The organism is Mycolicibacter longobardus (genome assembly GCF_002102265.1).
GTDB classification, from domain to species: Bacteria; Actinomycetota; Actinomycetes; order Mycobacteriales; family Mycobacteriaceae; genus Mycobacterium; species Mycobacterium longobardum.
The window spans coordinates 43,237-59,085 of sequence record NZ_LQPG01000040.1 but is presented as its reverse complement, the minus strand read 5'-3'; the positions used below and the strand labels follow the sequence as shown (position 1 = coordinate 59,085).

General features: G+C 69.4%; 15 protein-coding genes. 11 read left to right on the top strand and 4 right to left on the bottom strand.

The window, feature by feature from the left end; genetic code table 11:
* Positions 1–124 precede the first annotated feature (124 nt).
* From AWC16_RS20030 to clpC1, 8 genes are all read left to right on the top strand, one after another.
* Positions 125–1,531, top strand: coding sequence for a DUF6779 domain-containing protein (locus AWC16_RS20030; RefSeq protein ID WP_085266472.1), 1,407 nt, complete (start codon positions 125–127; stop codon positions 1,529–1,531).
* Between the two features lie 131 nt (positions 1,532–1,662).
* Complete coding sequence (locus tag AWC16_RS20025; protein WP_085266471.1) at positions 1,663–2,565, top strand: Rossmann-like and DUF2520 domain-containing protein; 903 nt, start codon at positions 1,663–1,665, stop codon at positions 2,563–2,565.
* Positions 2,562–3,473 carry a pantoate--beta-alanine ligase gene (panC, locus tag AWC16_RS20020; RefSeq protein WP_085266470.1) on the top strand — a complete coding sequence of 304 codons (912 nt, stop codon included), beginning with the start codon at positions 2,562–2,564 and terminating at the stop codon, positions 3,471–3,473. Before AWC16_RS20025 ends, panC begins: the two co-directional genes overlap by 4 nt.
* Positions 3,473–3,889, top strand: a complete 417-nt coding sequence (gene panD / locus AWC16_RS20015) for an aspartate 1-decarboxylase (RefSeq protein ID WP_085266469.1) — start codon at positions 3,473–3,475, stop codon at positions 3,887–3,889. The genes panC and panD overlap by 1 nt, the downstream gene beginning before the upstream one ends.
* A gap of 2 nt (positions 3,890–3,891) precedes the next feature.
* Positions 3,892–4,704, top strand: a complete 813-nt coding sequence (locus AWC16_RS20010) for a type III pantothenate kinase (protein ID WP_085266468.1) — start codon at positions 3,892–3,894, stop codon at positions 4,702–4,704.
* Positions 4,705–4,755: 51 nt separating this feature from the next.
* Positions 4,756–6,279, top strand: a complete 1,524-nt coding sequence (gene lysS, locus AWC16_RS20005; protein ID WP_085266467.1) for a lysine--tRNA ligase — start codon at positions 4,756–4,758, stop codon at positions 6,277–6,279.
* Between the two features lie 116 nt (positions 6,280–6,395).
* Complete coding sequence (gene lsr2 / locus AWC16_RS20000; protein ID WP_024442366.1) at positions 6,396–6,731, top strand: histone-like nucleoid-structuring protein Lsr2; 336 nt, start codon at positions 6,396–6,398, stop codon at positions 6,729–6,731.
* A gap of 250 nt (positions 6,732–6,981) precedes the next feature.
* Positions 6,982–9,510 (top strand): ATP-dependent protease ATP-binding subunit ClpC, encoded by a 2,529-nt coding sequence (clpC1, locus tag AWC16_RS19995; protein WP_085266466.1) that lies wholly within the window; start codon positions 6,982–6,984, stop codon positions 9,508–9,510.
* Between the two features lie 70 nt (positions 9,511–9,580).
* Here the strand turns inward: clpC1 and AWC16_RS19990 are convergent, their stop codons facing one another.
* Positions 9,581–10,924 carry a serine hydrolase gene (locus tag AWC16_RS19990; protein WP_085266465.1) on the bottom strand — a complete coding sequence of 448 codons (1,344 nt, stop codon included), beginning with the start codon at positions 10,922–10,924 and terminating at the stop codon, positions 9,581–9,583.
* A gap of 4 nt (positions 10,925–10,928) precedes the next feature.
* Complete coding sequence (gene mhuD / locus AWC16_RS19985) at positions 10,929–11,246, bottom strand: mycobilin-forming heme oxygenase MhuD (protein WP_085266464.1); 318 nt, start codon at positions 11,244–11,246, stop codon at positions 10,929–10,931.
* A 23-nt stretch (positions 11,247–11,269) separates the two neighbouring features.
* Here mhuD and AWC16_RS19980 point away from each other — a divergent pair, with 23 nt between their 5' ends.
* The gene (locus AWC16_RS19980) at positions 11,270–12,031 is read left to right on the top strand and encodes an alpha/beta fold hydrolase (protein ID WP_085266512.1); all 762 of its coding nucleotides are present in this window, start codon (positions 11,270–11,272) and stop codon (positions 12,029–12,031) included.
* On the opposite strand, the gene AWC16_RS19975 is transcribed toward AWC16_RS19980, so the two are convergent.
* Complete coding sequence (locus tag AWC16_RS19975; RefSeq protein ID WP_085266463.1) at positions 11,998–12,948, bottom strand: HhH-GPD family protein; 951 nt, start codon at positions 12,946–12,948, stop codon at positions 11,998–12,000. The genes AWC16_RS19980 and AWC16_RS19975 overlap by 34 nt on opposite strands.
* Here AWC16_RS19975 and AWC16_RS19970 point away from each other — a divergent pair.
* Together AWC16_RS19970 and AWC16_RS19965 are read left to right on the top strand one after the other, a co-directional pair.
* The gene (locus tag AWC16_RS19970; protein WP_085266511.1) at positions 12,947–13,576 is read left to right on the top strand and encodes a carbonic anhydrase; all 630 of its coding nucleotides are present in this window, start codon (positions 12,947–12,949) and stop codon (positions 13,574–13,576) included. The two genes, AWC16_RS19975 and AWC16_RS19970, sit on opposite strands and share 2 nt — an antisense overlap.
* A 79-nt stretch (positions 13,577–13,655) precedes the next feature.
* On the top strand, positions 13,656–14,417 hold the full coding sequence (locus AWC16_RS19965; RefSeq protein WP_085266462.1) for a hypothetical protein: 762 nt from the start codon (positions 13,656–13,658) through the stop codon (positions 14,415–14,417).
* Here the strand turns inward: AWC16_RS19965 and radA are convergent.
* Complete coding sequence (gene radA / locus AWC16_RS19960) at positions 14,414–15,823, bottom strand: DNA repair protein RadA (RefSeq protein WP_085266510.1); 1,410 nt, start codon at positions 15,821–15,823, stop codon at positions 14,414–14,416. The two genes, AWC16_RS19965 and radA, sit on opposite strands and share 4 nt — an antisense overlap.
* Positions 15,824–15,849 lie beyond the last annotated feature (26 nt).

Sequence of the window (15,849 nt, the reverse complement as noted above, 5' to 3'; positions counted from 1 at the left end):
GGGCGACACGCGGAATGACCTCGTACAGGTACAGTCGGGCAATGCGCGCCAGCAAAGATGCGGTGGGGGCACCTCTCGCTGCACAGCGGCGAGGGGGACAGGGCGACGAGGTGGAGCGGCGCAGATGAATTCGGTCCTGTCCCGCGCCCCGGGTCGGCGTGGCGGTCGCAGGCCGGGCTGGACGTTGATGACGACGTTGCTGATCCTTGCGATCGCGTCGAGTTCGGCACTGGTGTTCACCAGTCGGGTCGAGTTGCTCAAGCTCGCGGTCATCGTGGCGCTGTGGGCCGCGGTCGCGGCAGCCTTCGTGTCGGTGATCTATCGGCGGCAGAGCGACGTGGACCAGGCTCGGGCCCGTGACCTGAAACTGGTCTACGACCTGCAACTGGACCGGGAGATCTCGGCGCGGCGCGAATACGAGCTGACCGTGGAGTCCCAGTTGCGCCGCGAGTTGGCCTCGGAACTGCGGGCGCAGGCCGCCGACGAGGTCGCGGCGCTGCGGGCCGAGTTGTCGGCGTTGCGGACCAACCTGGAGATCCTGTTCGACGCCGACCTGAGTCATCGGCCGGCGCTGGAGACTGACTCCTCTGCGCGCACGACTGTTCGCGCCTACAGCGACTGGGCCCGCACGGGTACGGAATCCGTCACGAGTCGGGTCGCACCTGCCGCTACCCCGCTCTTCCCGGAGGATCCGGTCACCCAGACCGCCGAGAACCCGATCATCGACGTGCCGGAGGTGCGGATTCCCACCGGCGGGATTCCAACTCCCCAGATGCCCCAGATGCCCCAGACGCCGCAGCCGGAGGGCCGCCGGCATCGACGGGCCGCCGAAGAACCGCCCCGCCGAAGCCCCGACGAGACCCCGCAGCCACCGCAGGCGCATCCGGCGCAGCCCGCTGGGGGCCGCTGGTCGCAACCGCCGCAGCCCTTCATCGCACCGGAACCCCGCCGTGAACCCGAACCGCCGCCACCGGTGCCCCAGCAACCCCGGCCCGCGGCCCCGGCTGCATCGGCGCCGGCCGCGTCTACCCCGGCTGCGTCGACCCCGGCCTGGAAGCCCGTCGGCGCCGAGGGGGAATGGCTACCGCCCGGCACACCGGGCAGCAACTGGTCTGCGGAGGCCTCGGCCGACTCCGGCCGGCACAGCGCGCATCGGCGCAGTGACGAGACACCCGCCCGGCACGGCCGCCATGCGGGTCCCACCGAGGCCGCCGACGGTTCGGTCAACGGCACCGAACCCACGCGCCCCGAAGGGGAGGGACGCCGGCGGGCGCGCTCCCGGCACGCGGCGGAGTCGGCCGGCAGCCACTCCCGGCCGGCGGACTCGGTGCCCGAGCCGCCGGTGTCGGAGCCATCGGTATCCGAGTCCCCGGCCCCGGCCCACGCGAGTGCGCCGACGGCTCGGCATTCCACCGGCGCTGAGCCGGGAACCGAGGCCCCGAGCACCGGAGGCCAGTCGGTGGCCGACCTGCTGGCGCGGCTGCAGCCCGGCGCAGGCGAAGGCCGCCGGCGCCGCCGCCGCGAGGACTGACACCCCGCGCGCACCTGCGACCAACGTCACTCCCCGGGCTGCGGCTGATCGGGATAGACTCTCCGGCGACCGTCCGGTACCCGCAGCGCGGGACTGGAACGAATACCAAGAGAACCTGTGAGGTCGTCTGCATGGCGCAGTTCGACGGATTGCGGCCCGCCCGGCTCAAGGTGGGCGTCATCTCCGCCGGCCGGGTCGGCACCGCGTTGGGCGTTGCGCTGGAGCGCGCCGAGCACGTGGTGGTGGGGTGCAGCGCGATCTCCGAGGAGTCCCGGCAGCGCGCCCGGCTCCGGCTGCCCGACACCCTGGTGCTTCCCGCCCCCGATGTCGCCGCGAATGCCGAACTGCTGCTGCTGGCCGTTCCCGACACCGAACTGGCGGGCATGGTGTCCGGCCTGGCCGCCACCGGCGCGGTGCGCGCCGGCACCATCGTCGTGCACACCTCCGGTGCCACCGGGATCGGCGTACTGGCGCCGCTGACCGAGCAGGGCTGCCTGCCGCTGGCCATCCACCCCGCGATGACCTTCACCGGCTCGGACGAGGACATCGACCGGCTGTCGGAAAGCTGCTTCGGTGTCACCGCCGCCGACGAGATCGGCTACGCCATCGCCGAGGCATTGACCCTGGAGATCGGCGCCGAACCGTTCCGCGTCGACGAAACCGCCCGCACCCTCTACCACGCCGCGCTCTGCCACGGCGGAAACCACGTGGTCACCGTGATCGACGATGCGCTGGCGGCGTTGCGCGCGGCGCTTCCCGGCCGCGTCGGCTCCGCGCAGGCCGAGGACCCCGACGGCATCGCTGAACGGGTGCTCGGGCCGCTGGTGCGGGCCGCGCTGGCCAACACCCTGCGCGACGGGCGGGTAGCGCTGACCGGCCCGGTGGCCCGGGGAGACTCGGCCACCCTGGCCCGGCATCTGGATGCGCTGACCGGCGTGGACCCGGACCTGGCCGAGGCCTATCGGACCAATGCGCTGCGCACCGCGCTTCGCGCCGGTGCCGACGACGACGTGCTGGCGGTGCTGGCGCGGTGAGCCCGAACACCGCCCGGGGCGCCCAGCCCACCTTCACCGCCGGTGCACTCAACACCTACGAGCGGCCGGACGACATCGCTCGCGTCAGCCGGGCGCTGCGGTCCACCGGCCGCCGGGTGATGCTGGTGCCGACCATGGGCGCCCTGCACGCCGGGCACCTGTCGCTGGTCCGGGCGGCCCAGCGGGTGCCCGGCTCGGTGGTGGTGGTGTCGATCTTCGTCAACCCGCTGCAGTTCGGCGCCGGCGAAGACCTCGACGCCTATCCGCGCACCCTGGACACCGACCTGGCCCTGCTGCGCGCCGAAGGCGTCGAGCTGGTGTTCACCCCGACCGCCGCGGCGATGTACCCGGGCGGCCCCCGCACCGCCGTGCATCCGGGTCCGCTGGGAGCCGAGCTCGAAGGCGCCGCGCGCCCGACGCACTTCGCCGGAATGCTCACCGTGGTGTGCAAGCTGCTGTCGATCGTGCGCCCCGACCGGGTGTTCTTCGGCGAGAAGGACTATCAGCAGCTGGTGCTGGTGCGCCAGATGGTCGCCGACCTCAACCTCGATGTGAGCGTGGTCGGGGTGCCGACGGTGCGTGAAGCCGACGGCCTGGCGATGTCGTCGCGCAACCGCTACCTCGACCCCGATCAGCGCGAGGCCGCCACGGCGCTGTCGGCGGCCTTGGCGGCCGGCGAGCGTGCGGCTTCGGCCGGGGCGGCCGCGGCGCTCGAGGCGGCTGCCGCGGTGTTGTCCGCGGTGCCGGGCGTCGACGTCGACTACCTGCAGGTGCGCGGGGCCGATCTCGGACCGGCGCCCGCCGATGGTCCGGCCCGGCTGCTCATCGCCGCCCGGGTCGGCTCGACCCGATTGCTCGACAATGCCGCGATCACTCTTGTAACCGACGTACAAAACCGGAGGAATTGATGTTTCGGACGATGCTCAAGTCGAAGATCCACCGTGCCACGGTCACCCACGCCGACCTGCACTACGTGGGTTCGGTGACCATCGACGCGGATCTCATGGACGCCGCCGACCTGCTCGAAGGCGAGCAGGTCACGATCGTCGACATCGACAACGGCGCTCGGTTGGTGACCTACGCGATCACCGGTGAGCGGGGTAGCGGCGTTATTGGAATCAACGGTGCGGCAGCGCATCTGGTGCATCCCGGCGACCTGGTGATCCTGATCGCCTACGGCACGATGGAGGACGCCGAGGCTCGGCGCTACCGGCCCCGGATCGTGTTCGTCGACTCCGACAACAAGCAGGTGGACCTCGGCGACGACCCGGCTTTCGTGCCTGACGACGTATCGGATCTGCTGTCCCCCAGAAGCGTGCGATAACCGTGCTGCTGGCGATCGACGTCCGCAACACCCACACCGTCATCGGCCTGATCGCCGGCTCCGGTGACCACGCAAACGTCGTGCAGCAGTGGCGGATTCGCACCGAAGCGGAGATCACCGCCGACGAGCTGGCGCTGACTCTGGACGGTCTGATCGGCGACGACGGTGAACAGCTCACCGGTGCGGCCGCGCTGTCCACCGTGCCGTCGGTGCTGCACGAGGTCCGGCTGATGCTCGATCAGTACTGGCCCTCGGTTCCGTCGGTGCTGATCGAACCGGGTGTGCGCACCGGCATCCCGTTGCTGGTGGACAACCCCAAGGAAGTGGGGGCGGACCGGATCGTCAACAGCCTGGCCGCTTTCCACAAGTTCAAGACCGCGGCGATAGTCGTCGACTTCGGTTCGTCGATCTGCGTCGACGTGGTTTCGGCCAAGGGTGAGTTCCTGGGCGGCGCCATCGCGCCCGGCGTCCAGATCTCCTCAGATGCCGCCGCGGCCCGTTCCGCCGGCCTGCGCCGGGTCGAGCTCACCCGGCCGCGCTCGGTGATCGGCAAGAACACCGTCGAATGCATGCAGGCCGGCGCGGTCTTCGGTTTCGCCGGGCTGGTCGACGGCCTGGTTCGCCGGGTCCGTGAGGAGGCGGCGAGCTCCGGAGACGACGTGACCGTGGTGGCCACCGGACACTCCGCCCCGCTGTTGCTGGCCGACCTGGAGACCGTCGACCACCACGACCCCAACCTCACCCTGGACGGGCTGCGGCTGGTGTTCGAACGCAATCGGGACAGTCAACGGGGCAGGCTCCGGCCGGCGCGCTGAGCGCCGCGGGCTTTTCGCTCTACCGGGGCTGTTCCTCTAAGCTGGCCCGTCGTGAGCTCCGCCGATTCAACCCCCGAGACGCTGGATGAATCCGGCCTGCCTGAGCAGTTCCGGATCCGCCGCGACAAGCGGGCTCGACTGCTGGCGCAGGGCCGTGACCCGTACCCGGTGGCGGTGGAGCGCACCCACACGCTCGCCCAGATCCGGGCGAGCTATCCCGACCTGGCCGCCGACACTGCTACCGGCGACGTCGTCGGCGTGGCCGGACGGGTGGTGTTCGCCCGCAACTCCGGCAAACTGTGCTTCGCGACCCTGCAGGAGGGCGACGGCACCCATCTGCAGGTGATGCTCAGCCTGGCCAGCGTCGGCGAGCAGGAGCTGGAGGCCTGGAAGGCCGACGTCGACCTGGGCGACATCGTCTTCGTGCACGGGGAGGTGATCAGCTCCCGCCGCGGTGAGCTCTCGGTGCTCGCCGACTCCTGGCAGATGGCCTCGAAGTCGCTGCGGCCCCTGCCGGTCGCGCACAAGGAGATGAGCGAGGAGTCGCGGGTCCGGCAGCGCTACGTCGACCTGATCGTGCGCCCGGAGGCGCGCGTGGTGGCCCGCCAGCGGATCGCGGTCATCCGAGCGGTGCGCAATGCGCTGGAGCGGCGCGGATTCCTCGAGGTCGAAACACCGATGTTGCAGACATTGGCCGGCGGCGCGGCGGCCCGGCCGTTCGTCACTCATTCGAACGCCCTCGACGCGGATCTTTACCTGCGAATCGCGCCCGAACTCTTTCTGAAACGGTGTGTTGTAGGCGGTTTCGACCGCGTCTTCGAACTCAATCGAGTGTTCCGGAACGAAGGTGCGGATTCCACCCATTCGCCGGAGTTCTCGATGCTCGAGACCTACCAGGCCTATGGCACCTATGACGACTCGGCCGTGGCCACCCGGGAGATTATTCAAGAGGTCGCCGACGAGGTGATCGGAACCCGTCAACTGCCGCTGCCCGACGGCAGTGTGTACGACATTGGCGGCGAATGGGCGACGGTAGAAATGTATCCATCACTGTCGGAAGCGCTCGGTGAGGAGATCACTCCGGCGACCGCGGTCGAGCACCTGCGCGCGGTGGCGGACCGCCTCGGGGTGGAGATTCCCCACGACCGCGGCTACGGCCACGGCAAGCTGGTCGAGGAACTGTGGGAGCACGCCGTCGGCCACGGTCTGAGCGCCCCCACTTTCGTCCGGGATTTCCCGGTGGAGACGACGCCGCTGACCCGCCAGCACCGCAGTATCGAAGGCGTCACCGAGAAGTGGGACCTGTATATGCGGGGCGTCGAACTCGCCACCGGCTATTCCGAACTCATCGACCCGGTGGTGCAGCGCGACCGGTTCGCCGCCCAGGCCCGGGCGGCGGCCGCCGGAGACGACGAGGCGATGGCCCTCGACGAGGACTTCCTGGCGGCGATGGAACATGCGATGCCGCCCTGTACCGGCACCGGAATGGGCATCGACCGCTTGCTGATGGTGTTGACGGGCCTATCAATTAGGGACACTGTTTTGTTCCCGATTGTTCGCCGTCAAGGCAACTGAACTGCGCCTGACCTGTTGTGTTGAAGCATGCGTATTTTTATGGCACATTGGTCGGCGAGGTCGAATACGGCTTTGCGCAGCTTTGCGGGCAGGAAAGCTAACCGAGGGGGAACCCAATGGCGAAAAAAGTGACCGTCACCTTGATCGATGATTTCGATGGTGAGGGTGCCGCCGACGAAACGGTGGAATTCGGGCTTGACGGGGTCACCTATGAGATCGACCTTTCGAGCAAGAATGCGACGAAACTGCGCGCAGAGTTGAAGAAGTGGGCCGACGCGGGCCGCCGGGTCGGGGGACGCCGGCGTGGGCGGTCGGGTGGCGGCCGCCGCGGAACCATCGACCGGGAACAGAGCGCCGCGATCCGGGAATGGGCTCGCCGCAACGGGCACAACGTGTCGACCCGCGGTCGTATCCCGGCCGACATCATCGACGCATTTCACGCCGCGACCTGACGGGTTGGGCGGGTTAGGTTTCGCTTCTGGCGAACCGGATGAGCCCCCGGAAACGTATTCCGGGGGTTAGGCGTTGCTCTCTTGCATCCGGTGCCAGGCCTTACGGGGCCTGCATCGGTGGGTCGATTCGCCTACGCATTGCAAGGCAGGTCACGGCGCGCTCGCCCGCCCACTAGAGTGGACGGCAGGTACGCCGGGCCGAGCCGGGCCCGACCAAGTACCGATCGTGAGGGAGAGCAGGTAGCCGCCGATGTTCGAGAGATTTACCGACCGCGCCCGCAGGGTTGTCGTCCTGGCCCAGGAAGAGGCCCGGATGCTCAACCACAATTACATCGGGACCGAGCACATCCTGCTGGGCCTGATCCACGAGGGCGAAGGCGTTGCCGCCAAGTCGCTGGAGTCGCTGGGCATCTCCTTGGAGGGAGTGCGCAGCCAGGTCGAGGAGATCATCGGCCAGGGCCAGCAGGCGCCGTCCGGGCACATTCCGTTCACGCCCCGCGCCAAGAAGGTGCTCGAGCTGAGCCTGCGTGAGGCGCTGCAGCTCGGCCACAACTACATCGGCACCGAGCACATTCTGCTCGGCCTGATCCGTGAGGGTGAGGGCGTCGCCGCCCAGGTTCTGGTGAAGCTGGGTGCTGACCTGACCCGGGTTCGCCAGCAGGTGATCCAGCTGCTGAGTGGTTACCAGGGCAAGGAGACCGCGGAGGCCGGCACCGGCGGACGCGGCGGCGAGTCCGGCTCACCGTCCACCTCGCTGGTGCTCGACCAGTTCGGTCGCAACCTGACCGCGGCCGCCATGGAGGGCAAGCTCGACCCCGTCATCGGCCGCGAGAAGGAAATCGAGCGGGTCATGCAGGTGCTTTCCCGGCGCACCAAGAACAACCCGGTGCTGATCGGTGAGCCCGGCGTCGGCAAGACCGCTGTCGTCGAGGGCCTGGCGCAGGCCATCGTGGCCGGTGAGGTTCCGGAAACGCTGAAGGACAAGCAGCTCTACACCCTGGACCTGGGTTCGCTGGTGGCCGGCAGCCGCTACCGCGGTGACTTCGAGGAGCGCCTGAAGAAGGTCCTCAAGGAGATCAACACCCGCGGCGACATCATCCTGTTCATCGACGAGCTGCACACCCTGGTGGGTGCCGGTGCGGCCGAGGGCGCGATCGACGCGGCCTCGATCCTCAAGCCCAAGCTGGCTCGCGGTGAACTGCAGACCATCGGTGCCACCACCCTCGACGAGTACCGCAAGTACATCGAGAAGGACGCCGCGCTGGAGCGTCGGTTCCAGCCGGTGCAGGTCGGCGAGCCCACCGTCGAGCACACCATCGAGATCCTCAAGGGTCTGCGGGACCGTTACGAAGCCCACCACCGGGTCTCGATCAGCGACTCGGCGATCGTGGCGGCGGCCACCCTGGCCGACCGCTACATCAACGACCGGTTCCTGCCGGACAAGGCGATCGACCTGATCGACGAGGCCGGGGCGCGGATGCGGATCCGCCGGATGACCGCGCCGCCGGACCTGCGCGAGTTCGACGAGAAGATCGCCGACGCGCGCCGCGAGAAGGAGTCCGCGATCGACGCGCAGGACTTCGAGAAGGCGGCCAGCCTGCGGGATCGTGAGAAGCAGCTCGTTGCGCAGCGCGCGGAGCGCGAGAAGCAGTGGCGCTCGGGTGATTTGGACGTCGTCGCGGAAGTCGATGACGAGCAGATCGCCGAGGTGCTGGGTAACTGGACCGGTATCCCGGTGTTCAAGCTGACCGAGGCCGAGACCACCCGCCTGCTGCGGATGGAAGACGAGCTGCACAAGCGGATCATCGGCCAGGAGGACGCGGTCAAGGCGGTCAGCAAGGCGATCCGGCGCACCCGTGCCGGGCTGAAGGACCCCAAGCGCCCGTCCGGCTCGTTCATCTTCGCCGGCCCGTCCGGTGTCGGTAAGACCGAGCTGTCCAAGGCGCTGGCGGAGTTCCTGTTCGGCGACGACGACGCACTGATCCAGATCGACATGGGTGAGTTCCACGACCGGTTCACCGCGTCGCGGCTGTTCGGTGCGCCTCCGGGCTACGTCGGCTATGAGGAAGGCGGCCAGCTGACCGAGAAGGTGCGGCGCAAGCCGTTCTCGGTGGTGCTGTTCGACGAGATCGAGAAGGCGCACCAGGAGATCTACAACTCGCTGTTGCAGGTTCTCGAGGACGGTCGGCTCACCGACGGGCAGGGCCGCACGGTGGACTTCAAGAACTGCGTGCTGATCTTCACGTCCAACCTGGGCACCTCCGACATCTCCAAGGCGGTCGGACTGGGCTTCACTCAGGGCGGCGGGGAGAACAACTACGAGCGGATGAAGCTCAAGGTCAACGACGAGCTCAAGAAGCACTTCCGCCCGGAGTTCCTCAACCGCATCGACGACATCATCGTCTTCCACCAGCTCACCAAGGAAGAGATCATCGAGATGGTCGATCTGATGATCGGCCGGGTGGCCAAGCAGCTCAAGGCCAAGGACATGGACATCGCGCTGACCGACAAGGCCAAGTCACTGCTGGCCAAGCGCGGCTTCGATCCGGTGTTGGGGGCCCGCCCGCTGCGGCGCACCATCCAGCGCGAGATCGAGGACCAGCTCTCGGAGAAGATCCTGTTCGAGGAGCTCGGCCCCGGCCAGCTGGTCACCGTCGACGTCGACAACTGGGACGGCGAGGGCGCGCACGAGAACGCGGTGTTCACCTTCGCCGGCAGCCCCAAGCCGGCGGCGGAGGAGTCCGATCTGGCCAAGGCCGGCGCGCCCACCGGGGAGTAGTTCCCGCGACGACCGTGAATCTGGCGACGTAGACCCGGCGGGTCGCGTCGCCAGATTCCGTTTCGGGGCGCTACTTGCTCGCCGGCAGCAGTCCGAAGGCCTGCCCGGCGACCTGCAGCATCCAGCTGCCGACGCTCTTGCCGTGGTCCCGCGGCCAGTTGAGCTGGAAGCTGACCACCCACGGCTGGCCGGTCTTGTCAACGGCGTACCAGCTGAAGGTCAGGTCGCCGGGCAGGCCGCCGGCTTTGGCGCCGATGTAGGGCCAGTCGGCGCGGGGCAGGTCGATGCCGCGGACCGCGGACAGGATCTCCTTGACCGGTGCGGCCTTGCCCACCGCACCGGTCTGCAGGGCGACGTGCACCCGGCAGATGTCTTCGGCGCTGCCGTACCACTCGGCGCCGTACGCGGAAGCCGGGATGTGCGCACGGATCGGATCCGGCTCGTAGGGGCGGGAATTGGCCTGCTGCAGCAGCTTTGCGCGCTCTTGCGCCGAGCCGTGCTGCCACTGCTCGCGCAGGTCCGGTTTGCCCCAGCCGACCGAGAACAGTTCGTGCATGGTGGGAAACGGCGTCATGCTGGCCGGGTCGTGGTGGCCGGCTGCGACCAGTGCCCGCTCCACAGCGCGGGTGCCCACGCGTCCGATCAGCAGGTCGGTCGCCATATTGTCGCTGGTGGCGATCATCTTCTCGGCAGCCCTGCGCACCGACACCTGCGCTCCGTCGGGCAGTTTCTCCAGCCCCGACGATCCGACGGCCTTGGCTTGGCCGGTGATGGTCAGTGGGTCGTCCCAGGACACCGTCCCGGCCTTCACCTCGTTGGCCACCGCCAGCAGCACATACAACTTGAAGATCGACGCCAGCGGCAGGGACTGGGCGGTGTTGGTGCCGGCCACCGGTTTGCAGACGCCGCGCTCGATGCGGGACGCCTGATAGGAGTAACGTGCGCCGGTCCGTTTCAGCACCGCGTCGACGTCGTGCCAGGACCCGATCTCCGGTGCTTCGGTGGTCGGTTTGAACAGATCCACCATGCCGTTGTCGTCGGTGCGGATCCGGATGTCCTGGCGGGCGCCGTAGGACGTGGTCAGGTGCAGGGTGGCCGCCGCGGCGCGGATGTCGACGCTGTCGAGGTGGAACGGGCGGTCCCACCACAGCGATTCCATGGTCGTGACCACCTGCTCGACCTTGTCCGGTGCGGCCAGGGTCGCCACCCCGACCGGACCGATCGGCCAGTCGGAGTTCAGCATGTCCATGGTCTGCTTGGCGCGCAGGCCTGGCGGGGTCTTGGTCGAGATCGTCACCCCGCCGGCGTCGGAGCTACCGGGCGAGGCTGGGGACGGGGCGCACCCGGCGGTCACCAAGGCCAGAGCGGTTGCCAGCGCCGCGGTCACAACCCAGGCGGCCAGCGGTCGCCTCATCGGGTTAGGCCTCGGAGGCGGTTCCGGCAACGTCAAGCACAACCTCGAACTCCAGCAACGACGCCCCGGTCGCCACCGGGTTTGCCCGCTGGCCGGCGTGGGCTTCGATGGCGGGTCCCTGCGCCCACGCCTGGAACGCTTCGTCGGACTCCCAATGCGTCACCACGAAGTAGCGGTCATCACCCTTGATCGGGCGCAGCAGCTGGAAGCCAAGAAAACCGGGCTGGTTCTCCACGGCGTGCGCGCGGTGGGCGAACCGTTTTTCCAGCTCGGGCCCGGCGTCGGCGGGCACCTCGATTGCATTGATCTTCACCACTGACATGTGGCTAGGCTACCGTGCCCCGGGTGGAGACCGCGTCGACCGAGCTGCTGACCTACCGCGGTGGGCACGGGGCGCCGTTGGTCCTGGTGCACGGGCTGATGGGCCGTGGCAGCACCTGGCCGCGGCAGTCGGCGTGGCTGACCCGGCTGGGGGCGGTCTACACCTACGACGCGCCCTGGCACCGTGGCCGCGACGTCGCCGACCCGCATCCGATCAGCACCGAACGCTTCGTGGCCGACCTGGCCACCGCGGTGGGGCAGTTGCCGGGCCCGGTGCGCCTGGTCGGGCACTCGATGGGCGGGTTGCACTCGTGGTGTCTGGCGGCCAGCCATCCCGAGCTGGTCTCCGCGCTGGTGGTCGAGGATATGGCGCCGGACTTCCGGGGCCGCACCACCGGCCCGTGGGAGCCATGGGTGCACGCCCTGCCGGTCGAGTTCGCCTGTGCCGACGAGGTGATCGCCGAATTCGGCGAGATCGCCGGGCGGTACTTCCTGGAGGCTTTCGACCGGACCGAGACCGGCTGGCGCCTGCACGGCCGGCCCGAGCGGTGGGTGCAGATCGCCGCCGAGTGGGGCACCCGCGACTACTGGGACCAGTGGCGGGCGGTGCGCTGCGCGACATTGTTGATCGAGGCCGGCAACTCGGTGACACCCGCGGGCCAGATGCGCGAAATGCACCGCATCGCACCTGGCAGCACCTACCTGCACGTCCCGGCAGCGGGCCACCTGGTGCACGACGACGCGCCGCAGGTTTACCGCGACGCCGTCGAGTCGTTTCTGTCCTGACCGGGCAGCGCGAAAAGGCCGTCGGCGAGCTGTTCCACCAGGCCGTCGTCCAGCAGTGAGGCCAGGGCCCGCTCACGCTGCACCGCGTCCACCGGCCAGGCCACGTCAAGATCGGCTCGGGTCACCGCAACGGCGTTGTCCCGCAACACATCCAGTAGGCGCCCGCGCACCTGACGATCGGTTCCGGCATAGCGCTGGGCGGGCCGCCGTTGTTGCCCGGTGGCCGGCGGCGAGCCGGCCAGCCGCCACCGGCAGCCGTTGCGCAGCGGGCAGCCGCCGCAGCGAGGTGCCCGCGCCGTGCACACGATCGCGCCCAGCTCCATCAACGCCGCGGAGAACCGAGCGGCCCGGTCGGCTGTGGGCAGCAGGGCCAGCAGGGCCTCGACGTCGGCGTGGTCGCGTCTGGCCGACGGGGCGCCGGCATCGGCCCGCCCGTGCACGGCCCGGGCCACCACCCGGCGCACGTTGGTGTCCACCACCGGAACCGGTTTGCGGTAGGCGAAGCTGGCCACCGCCCGTGCGGTGTAGCTGCCCACCCCGGGCAGCTGCTCCAAGACGTCGACCTCGTCGGGAACCACATCGGCGAAGTCGCGGGCGATCACCGTCGCGCACTCGTGGAGCCGTTTGGCGCGGCGGGGATAGCCGAGCTTCCCCCATGCCCGCAGCACGTCGGCTTGGGTCGCGGACGCCGTCGCCGACGGGGTCGGCCAGCGCACCACCCAGTCCGTCCAGATCGGCAGCACCCGTGCCACCGGGGTCTGCTGCAGCATGAATTCGCTGACCATGATCTGCCACGGTGTGACATCGGCTGCCCGCCAGGGCAGATCGCGCTCGGCAACCGCGAACCAGTTGAACAGTTCGTTAAATTCGATGCCGGCCCCGCACGGCGGTCGATTCACAGGCAGAATGTCCGGCATGCCTAACTCCAACCCGGTATCAGCATGGAAAGCACTCAAGGAGGGTAACGAGCGCTTCGTCGCCGACGAGCCCAAGCACCCCTGCCAGGATGTCGCGCGCCGCGCCGCCCTGGCCGACGGTCAGAAGCCGACCGCGGTGGTGTTCGGCTGCGGTGACAGTCGGGTGGCCGCCGAGCTGATTTTCGACCAGGGGCTGGGCGACATGTTCGTGGTTCGCACCGCCGGTCACGTCATCGACTCGGCGGTGCTGGGCTCGATCGAGTTCGCCGTGGCAGTGCTCAATGTTCCGCTGATCGTGGTGCTCGGCCACAACAGCTGCGGCGCGGTGAAGGCAACGCTGGCTGCGCTGGACGAAGGTGCGGTGCCGGGCGGCTACCTGCGCGACATCGTCGAGCGGGTGACGCCGTCGATCCTGCTGGGCCGTCGCGACGGGCTGCGTGCTGTCGACGAGTTCGAGGCCCGCCACGTCAAGGAGACGGTGGCGATGCTGGCGGCTCGATCCACGGTGATCGCCGACCGGATCGCGGACGGCTCGTTGGCGATCGTCGGCGCGACCTACCACCTGGCCGACGGAAAGGTATCGGCGCGCGGCCACCTCGGCGATATCGGCGACTTGGGCGACGACTAGTCGCCGAAGGTCACAACGCGGCTACGACACGCCGCGAAGGGTCGGACAACTCGCGGTGAGGTCGTCCTACCGTGAGAACGTGCTCGATTTGGAACCGCAGGGTCCGCTGCCTTCGCAGATCTATTGGCGACGCCGCGGCCTGGCGCTGGGCATTGCGCTCGCCGTGATTGGAATCGTTTCGGCCATCGTCTTCGCCGTCGTGCACAGCAGCGCGGGCGCCGACAGCTCCGACGGGAAGCAGACGGCCGCCGCGCAGCACGCCAAGCCGCAGAACGCCGCGCCCGAAGAGGCCAAGACCCCGGTGGTGCCCCCCGCCGAGCAGGCCCCGCCGCCGTCGCCGACCCCTACCGCCGCGGTGATTCCCCCGCCGGTGCTCAAGGAGGGCGACGACTGCCCCGATTCGACGTTGGCGGTCAAGGGCATCACCGGTCCGCAGTACGCGGTGGGCGAGCAGCCCCAGTTCACCATGGTGGTCACCAACATCGGCCTGGTGGCCTGCAAGCGGGATGTGGGGGCCGCGGTGCTGGCCGCCTACGTCTACTCACTGGACAACCAGCGGCTGTGGTCCAACCTGGACTGCGCGCCGTCGAATGAGACCCTGGTGAAGACCTTCGATCCCGGAGAGCAGGTCACCACCACGGTGACCTGGACGGGCATGGGTTCGGCGCCGCAGTGCCCGCTGCCGCGGCAGCCGATCGGACCCGGCACCTACAACCTCGTCGTACAACTGGGCAATCTGCGATCGGCGACGGTGCCGTTCATGCTGACCGAACCCTCGCCGGACGCGCCCCCGCCGGTCGAGGACGTGCCCGCGCCCGACGTGCCGCCGCCGGGCAACTAGCCGCCATCCAGCAGCTTCAACGGCGGTGCCGGCTGGCCGGTGCGGCGGTCGGCGATCTCGACCAGGTGATGCAGTGCGGCGACGATGTTGGCGGCTGCCACCGTGCGCAGGCCACCCACGGTGGCAGGAGCGCCCGGTGGAGTCAGCGCGGTGGTGAACCCGAGCCGGGCCGCCTCGGTGAGCCTGCGGTCCATCCCGCTGACCGGGCGCAGGTCCCCGGCCAGGCCCACCTCGCCCACCACCACCGTGGTCGCCGGCAGCGGCAGGCCGCCATACGCCGACGCCAGCGCGATGGCCACGGCCAGGTCCGTCGACGGGTCGGTCAACCGCATACCTCCCACGGTGGACAGGTAGATGTCGCTCGCCGCGATCGGCAACTCCGCGTGTTTGTCGAGCACCGCGGTGATCATGGCGGCCCGGGCGTGGTCGATACCGCTGACGGCTCGGCGCGGTGAGCCGCCCGACGGGGTGGCCAGCAGCGCCTGCACTTCGCCGATCAACGGGCGCTTGCCGTCCAGTGCGACGGTGATCGCGGTGCCGGGCACCGGTTCGCTGCGCTGTTCCAGGAACAGCCCGGACGGGTCGGCGACGCCTTCGATGCCGCTGTCGCACAGCAGGAAACAGCCCACCTCGTCGGTGGCGCCGAAACGGTTCTTCACCGCCCGCACCATTCGCAGCACCGAATTGCGGTCGCCGTCGAAGTGCAGCACCACGTCGACAAGGTGCTCCAGTGAACGCGGGCCGGCGATCGCGCCGTCCTTGGTGACGTGGCCGACCAGGATCAACCCGACGTCGGCGCCCTTCACCGCCGCGGTCAGGGCCGCGGTGACGGCGCGCACCTGGGTGACCCCGCCGGCCACGCCGTCGGTGTCGGCGGCCGCGATCGTCTGCACCGAATCCACCACCACCAGCGTCGGACGCACCGCCTCGATATGGCCCAGCACGGTCTGCAGGTCGGATTCGGCGGCCAGGTAGATCTCGTCGTGGCTGGATCCGGTGCGCTCGGCCCGCAGCCGGATCTGCCCCGCGGACTCCTCCCCGGACACGTAGAGCGCCCGCCGCCCCGCCAGTGCCCACCGGTGCGCGACCTCGAGCAGCAGCGTGGACTTGCCGACGCCGGGATCTCCGGCCAGCAGTGTGACCGAGCCGGGAACCACCCCACCGCCCAGCACCCGATCGAGCTCTGCGACGCCGGTCGGCGCAGGGCGTGCGCAGCCCGCTCTGATCGAGCTGATCGGGACCGCGGGCCGGTCCGGCGCCGCCGGGCGCAGTCCACCTGCCGGCGCGGCCGCTTCGGCTACCGGGTCGATGCCGCCCCAGCTACCGCATTCCGGGCAGCGACCCAGCCACTTTGCGCAGGTGTGCCCACATTCGGCGCAGCGATACAGCGAACGGGGCTTGGAGATCTTGGCCACCCCCCGACGGTATCGGT